The sequence below is a fragment of the Streptomyces sp. NPDC091282 genome, assembly GCF_044757385.1.
GTDB lineage: Bacteria > Actinomycetota > Actinomycetes > Streptomycetales > Streptomycetaceae > Streptomyces > Streptomyces gramineus.
In genome coordinates this window covers 393,598-409,373 of the sequence record NZ_JBIVUX010000005.1, presented here as the reverse complement: position 1 = coordinate 409,373, position 15,776 = coordinate 393,598, and the positions used below count along the sequence as shown (strand labels likewise).

The 15,776-nt window shown below is 73.6% G+C and carries 14 protein-coding genes; 2 read left to right on the top strand and 12 right to left on the bottom strand.

Translation table 11 applies throughout. The features are described from left to right. Positions 1-46: 46 nt before the first annotated feature. The 7 genes from ACIQOE_RS25255 to pdhA all read right to left on the bottom strand — a co-directional run bounded on the left by ACIQOE_RS25255 (position 47) and on the right by pdhA (position 8,085). A complete protein-coding gene (locus ACIQOE_RS25255; protein WP_399011712.1) occupies positions 47-1,027 on the bottom strand; it encodes an NAD(P)H-quinone oxidoreductase in 981 nt (326 codons plus the stop codon). Positions 1,028-1,095: 68 nt separating this feature from the next. Then, complete coding sequence (locus ACIQOE_RS25250; RefSeq protein ID WP_351316688.1) at positions 1,096-2,193, bottom strand: potassium channel family protein; 1,098 nt, start codon at positions 2,191-2,193, stop codon at positions 1,096-1,098. Further along, entirely contained in the window at positions 2,190-3,587 is a 1,398-nt protein-coding gene (locus ACIQOE_RS25245; protein WP_401413882.1) for a molybdopterin molybdotransferase MoeA, read from the bottom strand. Before ACIQOE_RS25245 ends, ACIQOE_RS25250 begins: the two co-directional genes overlap by 4 nt. After that, positions 3,584-4,501, bottom strand: a complete 918-nt coding sequence (locus ACIQOE_RS25240; RefSeq protein WP_401413880.1) for an NTP transferase domain-containing protein — start codon at positions 4,499-4,501, stop codon at positions 3,584-3,586. The genes ACIQOE_RS25245 and ACIQOE_RS25240 overlap by 4 nt, the downstream gene beginning before the upstream one ends. A 106-nt stretch (positions 4,502-4,607) precedes the next feature. Next, positions 4,608-5,936 (bottom strand): dihydrolipoamide acetyltransferase family protein, encoded by a 1,329-nt coding sequence (locus ACIQOE_RS25235; RefSeq protein WP_365559018.1) that lies wholly within the window; start codon positions 5,934-5,936, stop codon positions 4,608-4,610. Continuing rightward, positions 5,936-6,940: an alpha-ketoacid dehydrogenase subunit beta gene (locus ACIQOE_RS25230; protein ID WP_362170471.1), complete on the bottom strand. Its 1,005-nt coding sequence runs from the start codon at positions 6,938-6,940 to the stop codon at positions 5,936-5,938. The genes ACIQOE_RS25235 and ACIQOE_RS25230 overlap by 1 nt, the downstream gene beginning before the upstream one ends. Beyond that, positions 6,937-8,085 (bottom strand): pyruvate dehydrogenase (acetyl-transferring) E1 component subunit alpha, encoded by a 1,149-nt coding sequence (pdhA, locus tag ACIQOE_RS25225; protein WP_365559020.1) that lies wholly within the window; start codon positions 8,083-8,085, stop codon positions 6,937-6,939. The genes ACIQOE_RS25230 and pdhA overlap by 4 nt, the downstream gene beginning before the upstream one ends. Before the next feature lie 173 nt (positions 8,086-8,258). On the opposite strand from pdhA, the gene ACIQOE_RS25220 reads away from it, so the two are divergent. Continuing rightward, complete coding sequence (locus ACIQOE_RS25220; protein ID WP_399011720.1) at positions 8,259-8,759, top strand: Lrp/AsnC family transcriptional regulator; 501 nt, start codon at positions 8,259-8,261, stop codon at positions 8,757-8,759. 9 nt (positions 8,760-8,768) lie between these two features. Here ACIQOE_RS25220 and ACIQOE_RS25215 read toward each other — a convergent pair whose 3' ends face one another. After that, a complete protein-coding gene (locus tag ACIQOE_RS25215; RefSeq protein WP_351938710.1) occupies positions 8,769-9,356 on the bottom strand; it encodes a TetR/AcrR family transcriptional regulator in 588 nt (195 codons plus the stop codon). Further along, complete coding sequence (locus ACIQOE_RS25210; protein WP_362639981.1) at positions 9,353-10,867, bottom strand: 3-hydroxyacyl-CoA dehydrogenase; 1,515 nt, start codon at positions 10,865-10,867, stop codon at positions 9,353-9,355. The genes ACIQOE_RS25215 and ACIQOE_RS25210 overlap by 4 nt, the downstream gene beginning before the upstream one ends. Before the next feature lie 147 nt (positions 10,868-11,014). Here ACIQOE_RS25210 and paaN point away from each other — a divergent pair, with 147 nt between their 5' ends. Then, positions 11,015-12,706, top strand: coding sequence for a phenylacetic acid degradation protein PaaN (gene paaN / locus ACIQOE_RS25205; RefSeq protein ID WP_401413876.1), 1,692 nt, complete (start codon positions 11,015-11,017; stop codon positions 12,704-12,706). A 78-nt stretch (positions 12,707-12,784) separates the two neighbouring features. On the opposite strand, the gene ACIQOE_RS25200 is transcribed toward paaN, so the two are convergent. From ACIQOE_RS25200 to ACIQOE_RS25190, 3 genes are read right to left on the bottom strand one after another with little or no spacing between them, the layout of a single operon-like run. Further along, positions 12,785-13,519, bottom strand: coding sequence for a TrmH family RNA methyltransferase (locus ACIQOE_RS25200; RefSeq protein WP_362639978.1), 735 nt, complete (start codon positions 13,517-13,519; stop codon positions 12,785-12,787). Beyond that, positions 13,516-14,739 carry an HTTM domain-containing protein gene (locus tag ACIQOE_RS25195; RefSeq protein ID WP_365559023.1) on the bottom strand — a complete coding sequence of 408 codons (1,224 nt, stop codon included), beginning with the start codon at positions 14,737-14,739 and terminating at the stop codon, positions 13,516-13,518. The genes ACIQOE_RS25200 and ACIQOE_RS25195 overlap by 4 nt, the downstream gene beginning before the upstream one ends. Further along, entirely contained in the window at positions 14,736-15,554 is an 819-nt protein-coding gene (locus ACIQOE_RS25190; protein WP_401413873.1) for a DUF5819 family protein, read from the bottom strand. Before ACIQOE_RS25190 ends, ACIQOE_RS25195 begins: the two co-directional genes overlap by 4 nt. Positions 15,555-15,776: the final 222 nt, after the last annotated feature.

The following is a 15,776-nucleotide window of genomic DNA, read 5'->3' as shown; positions in this document are numbered from 1 at the left end:
GACGGCCCCTCACCGAGCGGCGCGGTACGGACCGGCGCGGTACGGCTCAGGGGGCGACGAGGAGCACCTTGCCGATGTGTCCGCTGGCCTCCACCAGCCGCTGTGCCTCGGCCGCCTCGGACATCGGCAGCTCCCGGTCGACGACGGGCCGGACCCGGCCGCCCTCGATCAGCGGCCACACGTGCTCACGTACGGCCGCGACGACGGCCGCCTTCTCGGTGAGCGGGCGGGCACGCAGCGAGGTCGCGGTGATCGCGGCCCGCTTGCCCAGAAGGACGCCGAGGTTCAGCTCGCCCTTGACCCCGCCCTGCATGCCGATGATCGCGAGCCGCCCGTTGACGGCGAGGGCCTGCACGTTCCGCTCCAGGTAGCTCGCGCCCATGTTGTCGAGGATGACGTCGGCCCCGGCGTTGTCGGTGGCCTGCCGCAGCTCGGCGACGAAGTCCTGGTCGCGGTAGTTGACGAGGATGTCCGCGCCCAGTTCCGCGCAGAAGTCCAGCTTCTCCTTGGTACCGGCGGTGACCGCGACCCTGGCGCCGATCGCCTTGCCCAGCTGGACGGCCATGGTGCCGATGCCGCTGGAGCCGCCGTGCACGAGCAGGGTCTCGCCGGGGCGCAGGTGGGCGATCATGAAGACGTTCGACCAGACCGTGCAGGCCACCTCGGGCAGTGCGGCCGCCTGCCGCAGGTCCACGCCCGCGGGCACGGGCAGCAGCTGCCCGGCGGGCACCGCGACCTTCTGCGCGTAGCCGCCGCCGGCGAGCAGGGCGCACACCTCGTCGCCGACCGACCAGCCGGAGACACCGTCACCGATCTCGACGATCCGGCCGGAGCACTCCAGACCGGGGTAGGCGGAGGCGCCCGGCGGCGGGTTGTAGTGGCCCTGCCGTTGCAGGATGTCGGCGCGGTTGACGGCGCTGGCCACCACCTCGACCAGCACCTCGCCCTCGCCGGGCACGGGATCGGGGACCTCGTCCCACACCAGCGCCTCGGGCCCACCAGGTTCGGGAATCGTGATCGCATACATGCCTGCGACGCTACTCCCCGCCCGGCCGCGGTCCTGGTCAGGACCGGGACCGTGACCGGATGTCGCGGTCAGGCTCGGGGCAGCGGACGTATGTCCGGCGCGACCTGGGCGCCCGGAGAGGCCCGGACGATCGTGATCAGCCGGTCCGTCGGCTGGATGGTGCCGACGGCCGGGTCGTCGTAGCCGAGCACCCGGTGTCCGCGCAGCACGCTCACCACCAGGTCGGCCGTCTCGCGCGGGCTCTTGCCGACCTCGGCCTTGACCGCCGGGCGCTCCACCAGGTCCAGGCCGGTGCCCTGCTGGATCAGGTCCTCCATGACCATGCCGGCCGCCGGAGAGAGCACCGACAGCCCCAGGAGACGGCCGGCGGCGCTGGCGCTGGTGATCACGGAGTCGGCTCCGGACTGCTTCAGCAGCGGGGCGTTCTCCTCCTCGCGGACCGCGGCCACGATCTTCGCGCCCTTGTTGAGCTGCCGGGCGGTCAGGGTCACCAGCACGGCCGTGTCGTCCCGCTGGGTGGCGATGATGATCTGCCGGGCGCGCTGCACCTCGGCCCGCTTCAGCACCTCGCTGCGCGTCGCGTCCCCGATCACTCCGGCGAAGCCTTCGGCGGTGGCCGCGTCGATCGCCTTGACGCTGGGGTCGACCACGACCACCTGCTCCGCCTTCAGCCCGGTCGCGCAGACGGTCTGGATCGCCGACCGTCCCTTGGTCCCGAAGCCGACGACGATGGTGTGATCGCGCAAGGCGGACCTCCAGCGGTTCTGGCGCCATTCCTCCCGGGTGCGTTCGGTGAGGACTTCGAGCGTGGTGCCGACCAGGATGATCAGGAACAGCACGCGCAGCGGCGTGATGACGAAGATGTTGGTGAGCCGGGCGGCGTCACTGACCGGCGTGATGTCGCCGTACCCCGTGGTGGAGAGGGTGACGGTCGCGTAGTAGAAGGCGTCCAGGAGATCGACGCCGCCGTCCGAGGTGTCGTTGTAGCCGTCGTGGTCGGCGTAGACGATGAACGCGGTGGCGACCAGGACCAGCAGGGCCAGGGCCAGCCGCTTGCTGACCTGGAGGAACGGACGGTCCACGACCTTCGTCGGGAGTTTCACCCGCTGGGACAGCAGGTGTTCGTCCGCCTGGCGGGCGATGGCGTCATGGCCCGGAAGTTTCACGTGAAACACACCTCGATGCCCGCGGCGGCCCACGGCAGGTCCAGGAGTTCCGCCTCCTCGCCCCGCTGGGCCCCGCCCGGCGGGACGACCGCGAGCGCGTCGGCGGCGGCGATGCCACGGAGCATCGCGGGGCCGTTGTAGTGCAGCGGAACGGCCGTGTCACCGCGCAGGACGACCGGGATGAGCCGGGTGTCGTAGGGGTGTCCCTGGATCGCCTCCGCGAGGGGCAGCGCGTACGGCTCGGGGGCCGGGTGGGCGGCGAGGGTGCGCAGCAGGGGTTCGGCGAGGGTGAGCAGGCCGGAGACGGCGGCGAGGGGGTTGCCGGGGAGACCGACGAGGTGCTGGTTCTGCTGGGTGCGCGCCAGCAGCATGGGGTGGCCGGGGCGGACCTTGACGCCGTCGACGAGGAGTTGGGCGCCGACGCGCTCCAGGGTGGAGTGCACGTGGTCGACCGGGCCGGACGCGGTGCCGCCGGTGGTGACCACGAGATCGGCGCCGGACGAGGTGATCGCCTTGTACAGGGCCTTGGCGTCGTCGCCGAGCCGGCGTACGGCGGTCACCTCGGCGCCGAGCGCACGCAGCCAGGGCGCCAGCATCGGGCCGAGCGCGTCCCGGATGCGTCCTTCGCTCGGGAGGCCTTCGGTGAGCAACTCGTCACCGAGCACCAGCACTTCGGCACGGGGACGGGGAACAACCGTGACGGTGTCGTATCCGGCGGCCGCGGCGAGGCCGAGGACGGCCGGGGTGACCAGGGTGCCGACGGAGAGCAACTGGTCGCCGCTGCGGCACTCCTGGCCGCGCGGGCGGATGTCCTGGCCGTGCACGACCTCACGGGTGGGGTGCAGCCGGCCCTGGATGTCGGTGCGGCCATGCTCGCTGCGCAGCACCGCGGTGGTGTCCGCCGGGATCCGGGCGCCGGTGGCGATCCGTACCGCCTCGCCGTCGGTGAGCGGTTCCGGCTGGGCGTGCCCGGCCAGCACGCCTTCCTCGCGCACGTCCCAGGGGCCGGGACCGGCCACCGCCCAGCCGTCCATCGCCGAGGTGTCGAAGGAGGGCAGGTCGGTGAGCGCGTCCAGCGGGGTCGCCAGCGCCAGGCCGAGGGCGTCGGCGAGCGCCAAGGAGACGGGGGCCCGGCGGGCGCCCGAGCGGGCGGCGCGGGCGGCCGCCTCGCGGGCCTGGGGCCAGGGGGTGGCCCGGTGGTGCTGGTGCTCCGGCGGACCGCCGTGGGCGTGCTCGCCCTGGGCGGCGGGCGGGCGGCCGTGGCCGCCGGTGACCCCTTCGCCGAACTCCCTGGGCTGCCTGGGCTCTCTCACGAGGGCGAGCGCCTCCTCGACGTCGAGATCGTCGTCGGTGTTCCCGGCGGACGCGCCGACCCGGATGCCGGGGGCCGTCACCGGCCGGGTCCGGCATCGGTGGCGGGCCGACCGGGAGCGGACGGTCCGGCGTTCGCCTCCTCCTCCCAGCGCAGGGCCAGCGCGGCGGCCTTGCGGGCCGCCTCGGCGACCGCCTCGGGGCCGCCCTTGCCCTGGGCGGCCGCGTAGCCGACGAGGAACGTCGTCAGCGGGGCGGCCGGCCGGGCCACGCCGTGCGCGGCGTCCCTGGCCAGGTCGAGCAGCACGCCGGTGTCGACGTCCAGGTCGATGCCCAGCTCGTCCTTGACTGCGGAGATCCATTCATCCAACACGTGACCATGCTCCCTGATGCGTGCCCTGGCGTCGGCGATGTCGTCCCAGGTGTCGCAGTCGAAGGACGCGAAGGGGTCCGGGACACGGGTGAGGTCGAGTACGGCGGTCAGGCGCCGCAGCGGGAGACCGGTGAGGCCGGCGGCCGCGCCGTCGCCCGTGCCGCCGCCCGCGGCCAGGTCCGACAGGGCGCGGCGCAGCGGTGCCGTGCGGTACGCGGCGACGAGGGGCTGGTCGCGGCCGTCCGCGTCGGTGAGCAGGGCGGCGTCGGCGCCGGAGGCGCGCAGGGCCGCGGACAGCCGCTCCACGGTCTTTGGCGCGAGGAACGGCAGGTCCGCGGAGAGTACGACCACGTGGTCGGCGGTGACCTGGCGCAGGCCGGCGTCGAGGGCGGCGACGGGGCCGCCGCCCGGGGGGTCCTCGCGGGTCCAGCGGACCGGCCGGACGGTGGGACGCGGGGCGGCCACCACGACGGTGTCCCGGGCGCCCGCGCAGGCCGTCAGGACTCGGTCGAGCAGCGGCCGGCCGCCCACCCGGACGGAGGGTTTGTCGGCGCCGCCGAGGCGTCTCGCGGCGCCGCCGGCCAACACGATCGCGTCGTAGGCCGGCGGCTCGGTGTCGGTCACCTTTCGAGTATGGAGGGAGGGTGGATCACTGGGAACCGATGGCGGCCGGGCGATCTGCCGGGCGCCCGGCGGGCGCCGCGCGGCCGACGGAATGGCCGGACCGGCCCTAGACCGTCCTGAGCAGCACCGCCGGGTTCTCCACGCAGTCGGCCACGTAGCGCAGGAAGCCGCCCGCCGTGCCGCCGTCGCACACCCGGTGGTCGAAGGTCAGGGACAGCTGGACGACCTGCCGGACCGCCAGCTCGCCCTCGTGGACCCACGGCTTCGGGACGATCCGGCCCACGCCCAGCATCGCCGCCTCGGGGTGGTTGATGATCGGCGTGGAGCCGTCGACGCCGAAGACGCCGTAGTTGTTCAACGTGAAGGTGGAGCCGGTGAGTTCGCCTGGGGTGAGTTTCCCGGCGTGGGCCGCCTCGGTCAGCCGCGCGAACTCGGCGGTCAGGGACTCCGCGTCACGGGCGTGGGCGTCCCGGACGACGGGGACGACCAGGCCCCGGTCGGTCTGGGCGGCGAAGCCCAGGTGGATCCGGTCGAGTCGGACGATCTCGCGGGCCTCGACGTCGACATAGGAGTTCAGCTCGGGGTACCGGGCCAGGGCCGCCGTGCTGATCCGGGCGAGGAGTGCGAGCAGGGAGATCTTCGACGCGCCCGCGGCGTTCATCGCGGTCCTCGCCCGCATGAGTTCGGTCGCGTCGGCGTCCACCCAGCAGGTCGCGTCGGGGATCTCGCGGCGGCTGCGGGAGAGCTTGTCGGCGACCGCGCCCCGGATGCCCTTGAGTGGCGTGCGGGTGCCGGTCCGGCCGTTCGCCGCCTCGTCCGGGGCGGCCTGCGGGCCGGCCGGGGGCTGGGCGACGGTGCGGGTCGCGCCGACCCGCAGCGCGTCCTCGACGTCGGCGCGCAGGATCAGGCCGTCGGGACCCGAGCCGGACAGCCCGCGCAGGTCCAGGCCGTTGTCCCGGGCGAGCCGGCGCACCAGCGGGGAGATCACCGGGACCGGGCCCTCGGTGACCGCGGGCGGTGCGGGCACACGCGCGTGGACCGCCGTCCCGGCGGCGGCCGCGGGCGCCGCCGAGCCGTTGGCCCGGTCCGGTGCGGTCGGGCGGGCCCGGCGGCGGCGGGCCGGGGGCGCCCCGGTGCCGTAGCCCACCAGGACGTTGCCGGAGCCCTCCGGCTCGGGGACCGGGTCGGTCCCGCCGACGGCGACCGTCAGCAGCGGTGCGCCGACGGGCAGTTCGGCGCCCTCCTCCCCGAAGCGGGCGGTGACCACACCGCCGTAGGGGCAGGGCACCTCGACCATCGCCTTGGCCGTCTCGACCTCCACGACCGGCTGGTCGATGGCGACGACCTCGCCGACCTGGACCAGCCAGCTGACGATCACCGCCTCGGTCAGTCCCTCCCCGAGGTCGGGCAGTTTGAACTCCAGCACCTGTGCCATCAGCCCTCGGCCTCCCATTGCAGACGCGCCACGGCGTCCAGGATGCGGTCGACGCCGGGCAGGTGGTGGCGCTCCAGCATCGGCGGCGGGTAGGGGATGTCGAACCCGGCCACGCGCAGCACCGGTGCCTCCAGGTGGTGGAAGCAGCGCTCGGTGACCCGGGCCGCGATCTCCCCTCCCGGTCCGCCGAACCCGCCCGACTCGTGTACGACGACCGCGCGCCCGGTGCGCCGCACCGAGGCACAGACCGTCTCGTCGTCGAACGGCACCAGCGAGCGCAGGTCGACGACTTCGAGGTCCCAGCCCTCCGCCCGGGCGGCCTCGGCGGCTTCCAGGCAGACCGGTACGGACGGGCCGTACGTGATGAGCGTGGCGCTGCGCCCCGTACGGCGCACCACCGCGCGGCCGATGGGTTCGACGGCCGTCGGCTGCTCGGGGTTCCAGGTGTCCTTGGACCAGTACAGGCGCTTGGGTTCGAGGAAGACGACCGGGTCGTCGGAGGCGATGGCGGCGCGCAGCAGGCCGTAGGCGTCGGCGACGGTGGCCGGGGTGACGACGTGCAGGCCGGGGGTGGCCATGTAGTAGGCCTCGGAGGAGTCGCTGTGGTGCTCGACGCCGCCGATGCCGCCGCCGTAGGGGATGCGGACGGTGATCGGCAGGGGCATCCGGCCGCGGGTGCGGTTGCGCATCCGGGCGACGTGGCTGATCAGCTGCTCGAACCCGGGGTAGGCGAAGGCGTCGAACTGCATCTCCACGACCGGGCGCAGTCCGTACATGGCCATGCCGACGGCGGTGCCGAGGATGCCGGCCTCGGCGAGCGGGGTGTCGGTGCAGCGGTCCTCGCCGAACTCCTTGGCGAGGCCGTCGGTGACGCGGAAGACGCCGCCGAGGGCGCCGACGTCCTCGCCCATGACGTGCACGGCGGGGTCGTCGGTCATCGCGTCGCGCAGGGCGCGGGTGAGGGCCTGCGCCATGGTGGCGGGCTTGGCCGCGACGGTCGTCATCGGTGGCCGCCTTCGCCCTGGTCGTCCTGCTCGGCTTCGAGCTCGGCGCGCAGCAGGGCGCGCTGCTCGCGAAGCTGGGTGGTGCTCTCGGCGTACACCTGGTCGAAGAGGGCCATCGGGTCGAGTTCCGGGTCGCGGTTCATGCGCTCGCGCAGGTCGGCGGCCATGGTCTCGGCGTCCTCGCGCGCGTGCCGCACGAAGTCGTCGTCGAGCAGTCCCCGGTCGGTCAGCTCGCGCTCCAGCAGCAGGATCGGGTCGTGGTCGCGCCAGGCGTCCACTTCGGCGTCGCCGCGGTAGCGGGTGGCGTCGTCGGCGTTGGTGTGGGCGTCGATGCGGTAGGTCACCGCCTCGACCAGGGTGGGGCCGCCGCCTTCGCGCGCGTGCCGCACGGCGTCGGAGAGGACCTGGTGCACCGCGGCCGCGTCGTTGCCGTCGACCAGGCGGCCGGGCATGCCGTATCCGACGGCCTTGTGGGCCAGGGAGGGGGCGGCGGTCTGCTTGTCGAGCGGGACGGAGATGGCGAAGCCGTTGTTCTGCACGAGGAAGACGACCGGGGCGCGCCAGACGGCGGCGAAGTTCAGCGCCTCGTGGAAGTCGCCCTCGCTGGTGCCGCCGTCGCCGACCATGGCGAGCGCGACCACGTCGTCGCCCTTGAGGCGGGCCGCGTGGGCGAGGCCGACGGCGTGCGGGAGCTGGGTGGCGAGCGGGGTGGAGAGCGGGGCCACGCGGTGGGCGTAGGGGTCGTAGCCGGTGTGCCAGTCGCCGCGGAGCAGGGTGAGGGCCTCCACGGGGTCCACGCCCCGGGCGACGACCGCGAGGGTGTCGCGGTAGCTGGGGAAGAGCCAGTCGCGCTCTTCGAGGGCCAGCGCGGCGGCGACCTCGCAGGCCTCCTGGCCGGTGCTGGACGGGTAGACGGCGAGGCGGCCCTGCTTGGTGAGGGCGGTGGCCTGCGTGTTGTACCGGCGGCCGTGCACCAGCCGGGTGTAGAGCCGGCGCAGCAGCTCCGGGTCGGCCCCGGCGGCCTCCTCGGTCCCGAGGACGCGGTACGGCCGCTCGTCGGGCAGCAGGGGCGCGGGGTCCGTCCGGGGTTGCCAGGCGGGCGGCGGCGACGGGCGGTATGCGCCTCGCTGCTCCAGGACCGTCATGACGGCACCTCCTCGTGGGGGTGGCTGGGAGACGGGTCGGCTGTGACCCGTCTCACCTACCGATTGTTCGGTCGCCGGCACATTTTGGCTACAGGCGGCTCCAGGCTGTGGACAAACGGTTCTCCACAACCTGGAATGAATGCAGTACGTCCATGGGAGGAAGGCGGGGGGACATGCCACCTGAACAAATGGCCGAGGGCCCGCAGGACCGCGCGGGGCTGCCGCCCGCCCGCCCGCTGGACGCCATTGATCAGGACATCCTGCAGATCCTCCAGGCGGACGGCCGGGCCTCGATACGCTCGGTCGCCGAACGCGTCCACGTCTCCCGCGCCAACGCCTACGCGCGTATCAACCGTCTCGTCGAGGACGGCGTGATCCGCGGATTCGGCGCCCGCGTGGACCATGAACGGGCCGGCCACGGCACCTCCGCCTACGTCACGCTGAAGATCGTCCAGAACACCTGGCGCACCGTGCGCGAGGAGTTGCGGCAGCTGCCGGGCGCCGATCACATCGCCCTGGTGGGCGGGGACTTCGACGTGCTGCTCCTGGTGCACACGCCCGACAACAGGGCGCTGCGCGAGCTGGTGCTGACCCGGCTCCAGGCCATCCCGGAGGTGCTCAGCACCCGCACCCTGCTGGTGTTCGAGGAGGAGGACCTGGGTCCGGGAGGCTGACGGGCTCCGTCAGGCCGCGCGGAGCCCCGAGAAGACCAGGCGCGCCACCGCGTCGGAGACCTCCCGCTCGGTCGCGCCGCGCCCGTCCGGGCGGTACCACTCCACGATCGAGTTGACCATGCCGAAGACCAGCCGGGTGGCCAGGCGCACCTCGATGTCACCGCGGACGTCCCCGTCGGCGGCGGCCGCCTTCAGCAGGTCGGCCACCCGGTGGTCGAAGTCCCGGCGCCGCTCCAGCGCCCACCGCTCGGTCCCGGTGTTGCCCCGCACCCGCAGCAGCAGCGTGACGTAGGGCAGTTCGGTGATCAGCACCTCGACCATGCGCCGTACGACGTGCTCCAGGCGGTCGGCGGCGCGCCCCACGCGCGCGTGCTCCTCGTCGAGGATCCCGAACAGGCCGTCCAGGGCGCGGCTGACGGCCCGGCGCAGCAGCTCCTCCTTGCCGGAGACGTGGTGGTAGATCGACGACTTGGAGATGCCGGCCGCCTTGGAGAGGTGCTCCATGGAGGTGCCGTCGTAGCCGCGTTCGTTGAAGACCTGCACGGCCACCGAGAGCAGGGTCTCGGGGGTGTAGGTGTCGCGCTTGGCGGTGGTCATGAGGCGCCCTCCCGCTTCTCGGTGGCGTACGCGTGGCGGTAGAGCGCGAGGGAGGGCGCGTAACGGCCGCTCGGGTCGCGCAGGTGGAGGTCGTCGAGGAGGTCGTAGGCGAAGTCGCGGCCGAGGCGGCGGCTCCACTCGAAGGGGCCGAGCGGGTAGTTGACGCCCAGGCGCATCGCGGTGTCGATGTCCTCCTCGGTGGCGACGCCCTTGGCGACGGCGTCGTGCGCGAGGTCGACGATCCGGGCGACCGTACGGGCGACGATCATGCCGGGGACGTCACCGATGACGCTGACCTTCTTGCCGAGCGCCTGGAAGAGACCGACGGCCTCGCTGAGCGTCCGGGGCTGGATGTCGTGCCCCGCGGACAGGGCGACGCGGGTGGCGCGGCGGTAGTCGAGCGCCAGGTCGAAGTAGACGACGTCGCGGAACTCCACCGAGGTCTGGCCGTCGGCGAGGACCAGCTGGCCGCCGCTGGGCAGGATCAGGCGGGTGCCGTGGTCCTCTTCCTCCTCACGCACCTGGATGCCCGCCTCGCGGATCAACGTGAGGAGTTCGGCCGCCGGGCCCAGGCCGCCCTCCGCGACGACGTAGGCGGGCCGCTCGGCCGGTCCCGCGGTGTCCGGCTCGGGCCGCTCGGCGCCGGCCGTGTGGTCGTACCAGCCCTGCCCGGTCTTGCGGCCGAGGTGGCCGGACTCGACGAGCCTGCGCTGGGCCAGCGAGGGCGTGAAGCGGACGTCCTGGAAGAAGGCCTGCCACACGGAGTGCGTGACGGCCTCGTTGACGTCCTGGCCGATCAGGTCGGTCAGCTCGAAGGCGCCCATCCGGAAGCCGCCGCTCTCGCGCAGCACCGCGTCGATGGTGGCCGGGTCCGCGGCCTGCGCCTCGTAGACCGCGAACGCCTCGGCGTAGAAGGGCCGCGCGATGCGGTTGACGATGAAGCCGGGGGTGTCCGCGCAGGCGACCGGCGTCTTGCCCCAGGCACGGGCCGTCTCGTACGCGCGCGTGGCCGACGTGACGTCGGTGGCGAACCCGGAGACGACCTCGACCAGCGGCAGCAGCGGGGCCGGGTTGAAGAAGTGCAGCCCCACCAGCCGGGCGGCGCTGCGCAGGGCACCGCCGATGGCGGTCACCGACAGGGAGGAGGTGTTGGTGGCCAGCAGACAGTCGCCGTCGACGATGTCCTCAAGAGCCCGGAACAGCTCCTGCTTGACCTCCAGGCGCTCCTGGACGGCCTCCACGACCAGGGTGCAGTCCGCGAACTCGGCCAGTTCCCCGGCGGGCAGCAGCCGGGCGCGGGCCGCGTCCCGGTCGGCGGCGGCCATACGGCCCTTCTCGACCAGCCGGTCGAGACGGGTGCCGATCGACTCGGCGGCGTCCCGGGCCCGTCCGGGGACGGCGTCGTACAGCCGTACCGGATGGCCCGCGACGAGGGCGACCTGGGCGATGCCCTGGCCCATGGTGCCGGTGCCGGCGACCCCCACGGGGCTGCTGAGGTCGAGTGCTGTCATGTGCGCGATCCTCCCGCACGGGGTTTTCCACAGATGCGGCAGGCCCCCTTGTCCCGACCGATCGTTCGGTTACTCTAACTCTGTCCGGCCGTTTCCGCCCAGGTCATGAGCTCAAGGGGAGCTCATCAGACGAGGAGTTGGTCCCGCATGACCGCCGAACTCACCGTGCACGAGCTGATCGCCAAGCACCGGCCCACGCTTGACCAGGCGCTGGAGGCGATCCGCACGCGTGCGTACTGGTCCCCCCACCCCGAGCACCCCAAGGCCTACGGCGAGCACGGCAGCCTGGACGCGGCGGCCGGCAAGGCCGCCTTCGACGCCCTCCTCGGCACCCGCGTGGACCTCGGCCAGCCCGGCACCGACGACTGGACCGGCGGCGAGGTCTCCCCGTACGGCATCGAGCTGGGCGTGACCTACCCGCACGCCGACGTCGACACACTGCTGCCCGCCATGGCGGCCGGCCGGCGCGCGTGGCGCGACGCGGGCGCGGAGGCACGCGCGGTGGTGTGTCTGGAGATCCTCAAGCGGATCAGCGACCGGACGCACGAGTTCGCGCACGCGGTCATGCACACCAGCGGCCAGGCGTTCATGATGGCGTTCCAGGCCGGCGGCCCGCACGCCCAGGACCGCGGCCTGGAGGCGGTGGCCTACGCGTACGTGGAGCAGGTCCGCACCCCCGACACGGCCGAGTGGTCCAAGCCGCAGGGCAAGCGCGACCCGCTGGCGCTGACGAAGACGTTCAAGGCGGTCCCGCGCGGGATCGCGCTGGTCATCGGCTGCAACACGTTCCCGACGTGGAACGGCTACCCGGGCCTGTTCGCCTCCCTGGCCACGGGCAACGCGGTGCTGGTGAAGCCGCACCCGCGCGCGGTGCTGCCGCTCGCCCTCACCGTGCAGGTCGCCCGCCAGGTGCTCGCCGAGGCCGGCTTCGACCCGAACCTGGTGGCCCTGGCGACCGAGCGCCCCGGCGAGGGCATCGCGAAGACGCTCGCCACCCGCCCGGAGATCAGGATCATCGACTACACGGGCTCGACCGCCTTCGGCGACTGGCTGGAGGCCAACGCCCGGCAGGCGCAGGTGTACACCGAGAAGGCCGGTGTCAACACGGTCCTGGTCGAGTCGACCGACCAGTACAAGGGGATGCTCTCCAACCTGGCGTTCTCGCTCTCCCTGTACAGCGGCCAGATGTGCACCACCCCGCAGAACCTGCTGATCCCCCGCGACGGCATCCGCACCGACGAGGGCCCCAAGACCTACGACGAGGTGGTGGCCGACCTCGCCCGCGCGGTCGACGGCCTGCTCGGCGACGACGCCCGCGCGAACGCCCTGCTGGGCGCGATCGTCAACCCCGACGTCAAGGCCCGCCTGGAGGCCGCCGCCGGGCTCGGCGAGGTCGCCCTCGCCTCCCGTGAGATCGCCAACCCGGACTTCCCGAACGCGGTCGTGCGCACCCCGGTGATCGTGAAGCTGGACGGCGCCAAGCCCGACGACGAGGCCGCGTACATGAGCGAGTGCTTCGGCCCGGTCTCCTTCGCGGTCGCCGTCGACTCGGCCGCCGACGCGGTGGAGCTGCTGCGGCGCACGGTCCGCGACAAGGGCGCGATGACGGTCGGCGCGTACACCGTCCACCCGGACGTGGAGAGCGCCGTGGAGGAGGTCTGCCTGGAGGAGGCGGCCCAGCTGTCGCTGAACCTGGTCGGCGGGGTGTACGTGAACCAGACGGCCGCGTTCTCCGACTTCCACGGCTCGGGCGGCAACGCGGCGGCGAACGCGGCCCTGTGCGACGGAGCGTTCGTGGCGAACCGCTTCCGGGTGATCGAGGTGCGCCGGGAGGCCTGACCGCCCCGGCTCCCGGCCCCGCGGGGGGCGCGCCGGCCGAGACCGGTCGCGCCCACGCGGCGGAGCGGTGCCGTGCCGCTAGGGAGCGCTCCAGTGGAACAGGGTCATGGCCACGCTGGTCGCCAGGTTGTAGCTGCTGACCTGCGGGCGCATCGGCAGCCGGAGCAGGTGGTCGGCCCGCTCGCGCAGCTCCGCCGACAGGCCGGTCCGCTCCGAGCCGAAGGCGAGGACGGCGTGGTCCGGGAGCTTCGTGTTCCGGATGTCCTCGCCCTCCGGGTCCAGCGCGTACACCGGACCGGCGGGCAGCTCCGGGACGGTCAGCCGTTCGACCGCCGTGGCGAAGTGCAGGCCCGCGCCGCCGCGTACGACCGTCGGGTGCCACGGGTCGAGCGTGCCGGTGGTGATCACTCCCGTCGCGCCGAAGCCCGCCGCCAGGCGGATCACCGCGCCGGCGTTGCCGAGGTTGCGGGGCTCGTCCAGGACGACGACGGGTGCGACGCGCGGGTCCCGGGCCAGCTCGCGCAGGTTGGCCTCGCGAGACGGCCGTACCGCCAGCGCAGCCACCGCCGTGGGATGCGGGCGGGCGACCAGCGACGCGTACGTCCGCGGGTCCACCTCCGTCAGCAGGGCGGCCAGCGCCTCGCGCACGTCCGGCGCCAGCTCGTCCGCGAGGGCCAGGGCCGCGGCCCGGTCCGTGGTGACCGCCACCGGCACCCGGGCGCCGAAGCGCAGGGCGTGCTTGAGGGCGTGGAAGCCGTCGAGCAGGACGGCGGAGCGCGCCTCCCGCGCCCACAGGTCCAAGGGGTCGGTCATGCCCCGAAGCCTACGCGGGGCCGTTCGTCCGCCTCCGGGGAGCGGGCGGACGGCAGTGCGGGAGCCCCGCGCCCGAGGACGCGGTCCCGCGCGCGTGCCGCCCGGCCGCCCAGCCAGAGCAGGAAGGCCGTCGGCAGGAAGACCGAGTCCGCCGCGATCATGGCGAGCGAGAAGAACGGCAGGCCCAGGACGACCGCGATCACCGCGTGCTCGGTCATCATCGCGGCCAGCAGCACGTTCTTGACCCGGCGGTTGAACAGGGTGAACGGGAAGGCGACCTGCACGATGACCGTCCCGTAGGTCACCAGCAGCACCAGGGTGCCGCTGGCGGACAGCAGGTCGGCCAGGGCCGGCCAGGGCGAGAAGTAGTCCAGGTGCAGCGGGTAGTAGACGGCGGTGCCGTCCTGCCAGCGGGAACCCTGGATCTTGTACCAGCCGGCCGTGGCGTAGATCAGACAGGCCTCGGCCATGATCACGAACAGGGCGCCGTTGTGCAGGACGTCGGCGACGACGTCCAGCAGGATCCGGGGCTCGGCGGAGCGCGCCCAGCGGCCCACGGCCCACCGCAGCGCGGTGCCCGCCCAGGTCCCCCACAGGACGGCCGGGACCAGCCAGCCGCCGCCGGAGCGGCCGGTGAGGGCCGCCGCGACCAGCAGGACGCCGGACACCGTCCACAGCGCCGGTCCGACCAGGTCGGTGCCCGGCCGCTGCTCCTTCTCCTGCTCCTGCTCCTGCTCCGCACGCGCGCGGGCCGCGCGGCGCGCGTCCAGGGACCACACCTGACCGCAGCGGGTGAACACCAGGTAGAAGGACATCAGGTGCAGCACGTTGTCCCCGCCGTCGCCGACGAAGACGCTGCGGTTCTGCAGGGACAGCACGCCGACCATGAACAGCACGGACATGGTGCGGGTGCGCCAGCCCACCAGCAGCAGGGCGCTCGTGAGGACCGCCAGGGCGTAGAAGGCCTCGAAGAAGGCCTGGCCGTCGGAGGCCAGCAGCGCCGTGAAGGCGTGGTTGTCCGCGGTCAGCCGCTGGGCGAGGCCGAAGTCCCAGGGACCGTCGGGGCCGTACAGCTCCTGGCGGTGCGGATACTCGCGCAGCAGGAACAGCAGCCAGGTGGCGGCGAAGCCGATCCGCACGACGGCCGTCTGGTACGGGCCGAGCGCCGAACCGGTGACCCGGGCGATCGCGCGGGACAAACACAGGGCGACGCGGTTCATCGCACACCTCCGTTCGCCTCGTCCGCGGTGACCGTCCACCAGGGCAGCACCCGGTAGAGCGGGGTGTCGGAGACCTTCTCGCCGCTCCAGTGCGGCGGCGGCACGTTCGTGGTGCTGGAGCGCACCTGGACCCGCTGGACGGTGCCCTTCTTGCTGGTCGCGTCGCCCTCGTACAGGCGCATCACGACGATCCGGCGCAGGTACTGCTCGGACAGCGAGCCGCGCAGGCCGATCGCGCGGTTGTCGGTGCCGTGGGTGGTGACGAAGAAGTCCCAGGCCCGGCGCAGTTCGTTCTGCACGGTGTGGCTCGGCAGCAGGCTGCCGTCGATGGCCCTGCCGTCCTCGGCGGACAGGTCGTTCCAGCCGGTGGTGGTCGTGGTGCCGTCCTGCATCAGAACGTCGGCGCGCACCTGTACGGAGATGTTCTGCTGGAGCGGGTTCGGCGCGAACAGCTTCCAGTTCTGCTCGAACTCCGGGTACACCCACTCCTCGATCGCCTTGCCGTGCTGCCGGGTCACGGTGTTCGCCGGCGCGACGCTCAGGAACACCATCCCCAGGTGCACGCAGACGGTGACCGCGACCAGGGCCAGCGCGAGGGCCGCGCCGACCTGGTAGCGCGGGGACAGGGCGGCGACGCCGGTCCGGGGCGGAAGGGGCGGCGGCTCCGGGCGGACACCGGCATGCGGTGCGGCCGCCGTGCCGGGGCCCTCGGACGCCGTGGGTACGGCCGGTACGGCGGGTCCCGGTGCCGGACGCGGCCCGCCCGGACCCTTAGGCCCGTGCCGGGCGTCCGAGTCGCCGTCGTACGCGTCCATGCCGCCCCGTTCGCCGGTACCGCCGTGCCGTCCGGAGGGCCCGTCCGGGGCCGCCCGGTGTGCCGCTGCCCGGCACTCGCACGGAACGGTACTCAGCACCGGCCGCCGGGCGCAGCCCCGGGGCGCGGCCCGGGGACGTGGCCATCACCACTGCGGCCGGTCCCGGCGGCGGTGTCCGCGCCGCGTGGCCGGGGCCCGCGTCCCAGGTCACGGCCGGTGCGG

Bases quoted from the DNA above. Each gene is read 5' to 3' on its own strand.
- pdhA (WP_365559020.1), bottom strand. From the start codon at position 8,085: ATGACGGTCCTGGAGCAGCGAGGCGCATACCGCCCGTCGCCGCCGCCC.
- ACIQOE_RS25200 (WP_362639978.1), bottom strand. From the start codon at position 13,519: ATGACCGACCCCTTGGACCTGTGGGCGCGGGAGGCGCGCTCCGCCGTC.
- ACIQOE_RS25195 (WP_365559023.1), bottom strand. From the start codon at position 14,739: ATGAACCGCGTCGCCCTGTGTTTGTCCCGCGCGATCGCCCGGGTCACC.
- ACIQOE_RS25190 (WP_401413873.1), bottom strand. From the start codon at position 15,554: ATGGACGCGTACGACGGCGACTCGGACGCCCGGCACGGGCCTAAGGGT.
- ACIQOE_RS25220 (WP_399011720.1), top strand. From the start codon at position 8,259: ATGCCACCTGAACAAATGGCCGAGGGCCCGCAGGACCGCGCGGGGCTG.
- ACIQOE_RS25210 (WP_362639981.1), bottom strand. From the start codon at position 10,867: ATGACAGCACTCGACCTCAGCAGCCCCGTGGGGGTCGCCGGCACCGGC.
- ACIQOE_RS25235 (WP_365559018.1), bottom strand. From the start codon at position 5,936: ATGGCACAGGTGCTGGAGTTCAAACTGCCCGACCTCGGGGAGGGACTG.
- ACIQOE_RS25255 (WP_399011712.1), bottom strand. From the start codon at position 1,027: ATGTATGCGATCACGATTCCCGAACCTGGTGGGCCCGAGGCGCTGGTG.
- ACIQOE_RS25230 (WP_362170471.1), bottom strand. From the start codon at position 6,940: ATGACGACCGTCGCGGCCAAGCCCGCCACCATGGCGCAGGCCCTCACC.
- paaN (WP_401413876.1), top strand. From the start codon at position 11,015: ATGACCGCCGAACTCACCGTGCACGAGCTGATCGCCAAGCACCGGCCC.
- ACIQOE_RS25215 (WP_351938710.1), bottom strand. From the start codon at position 9,356: ATGACCACCGCCAAGCGCGACACCTACACCCCCGAGACCCTGCTCTCG.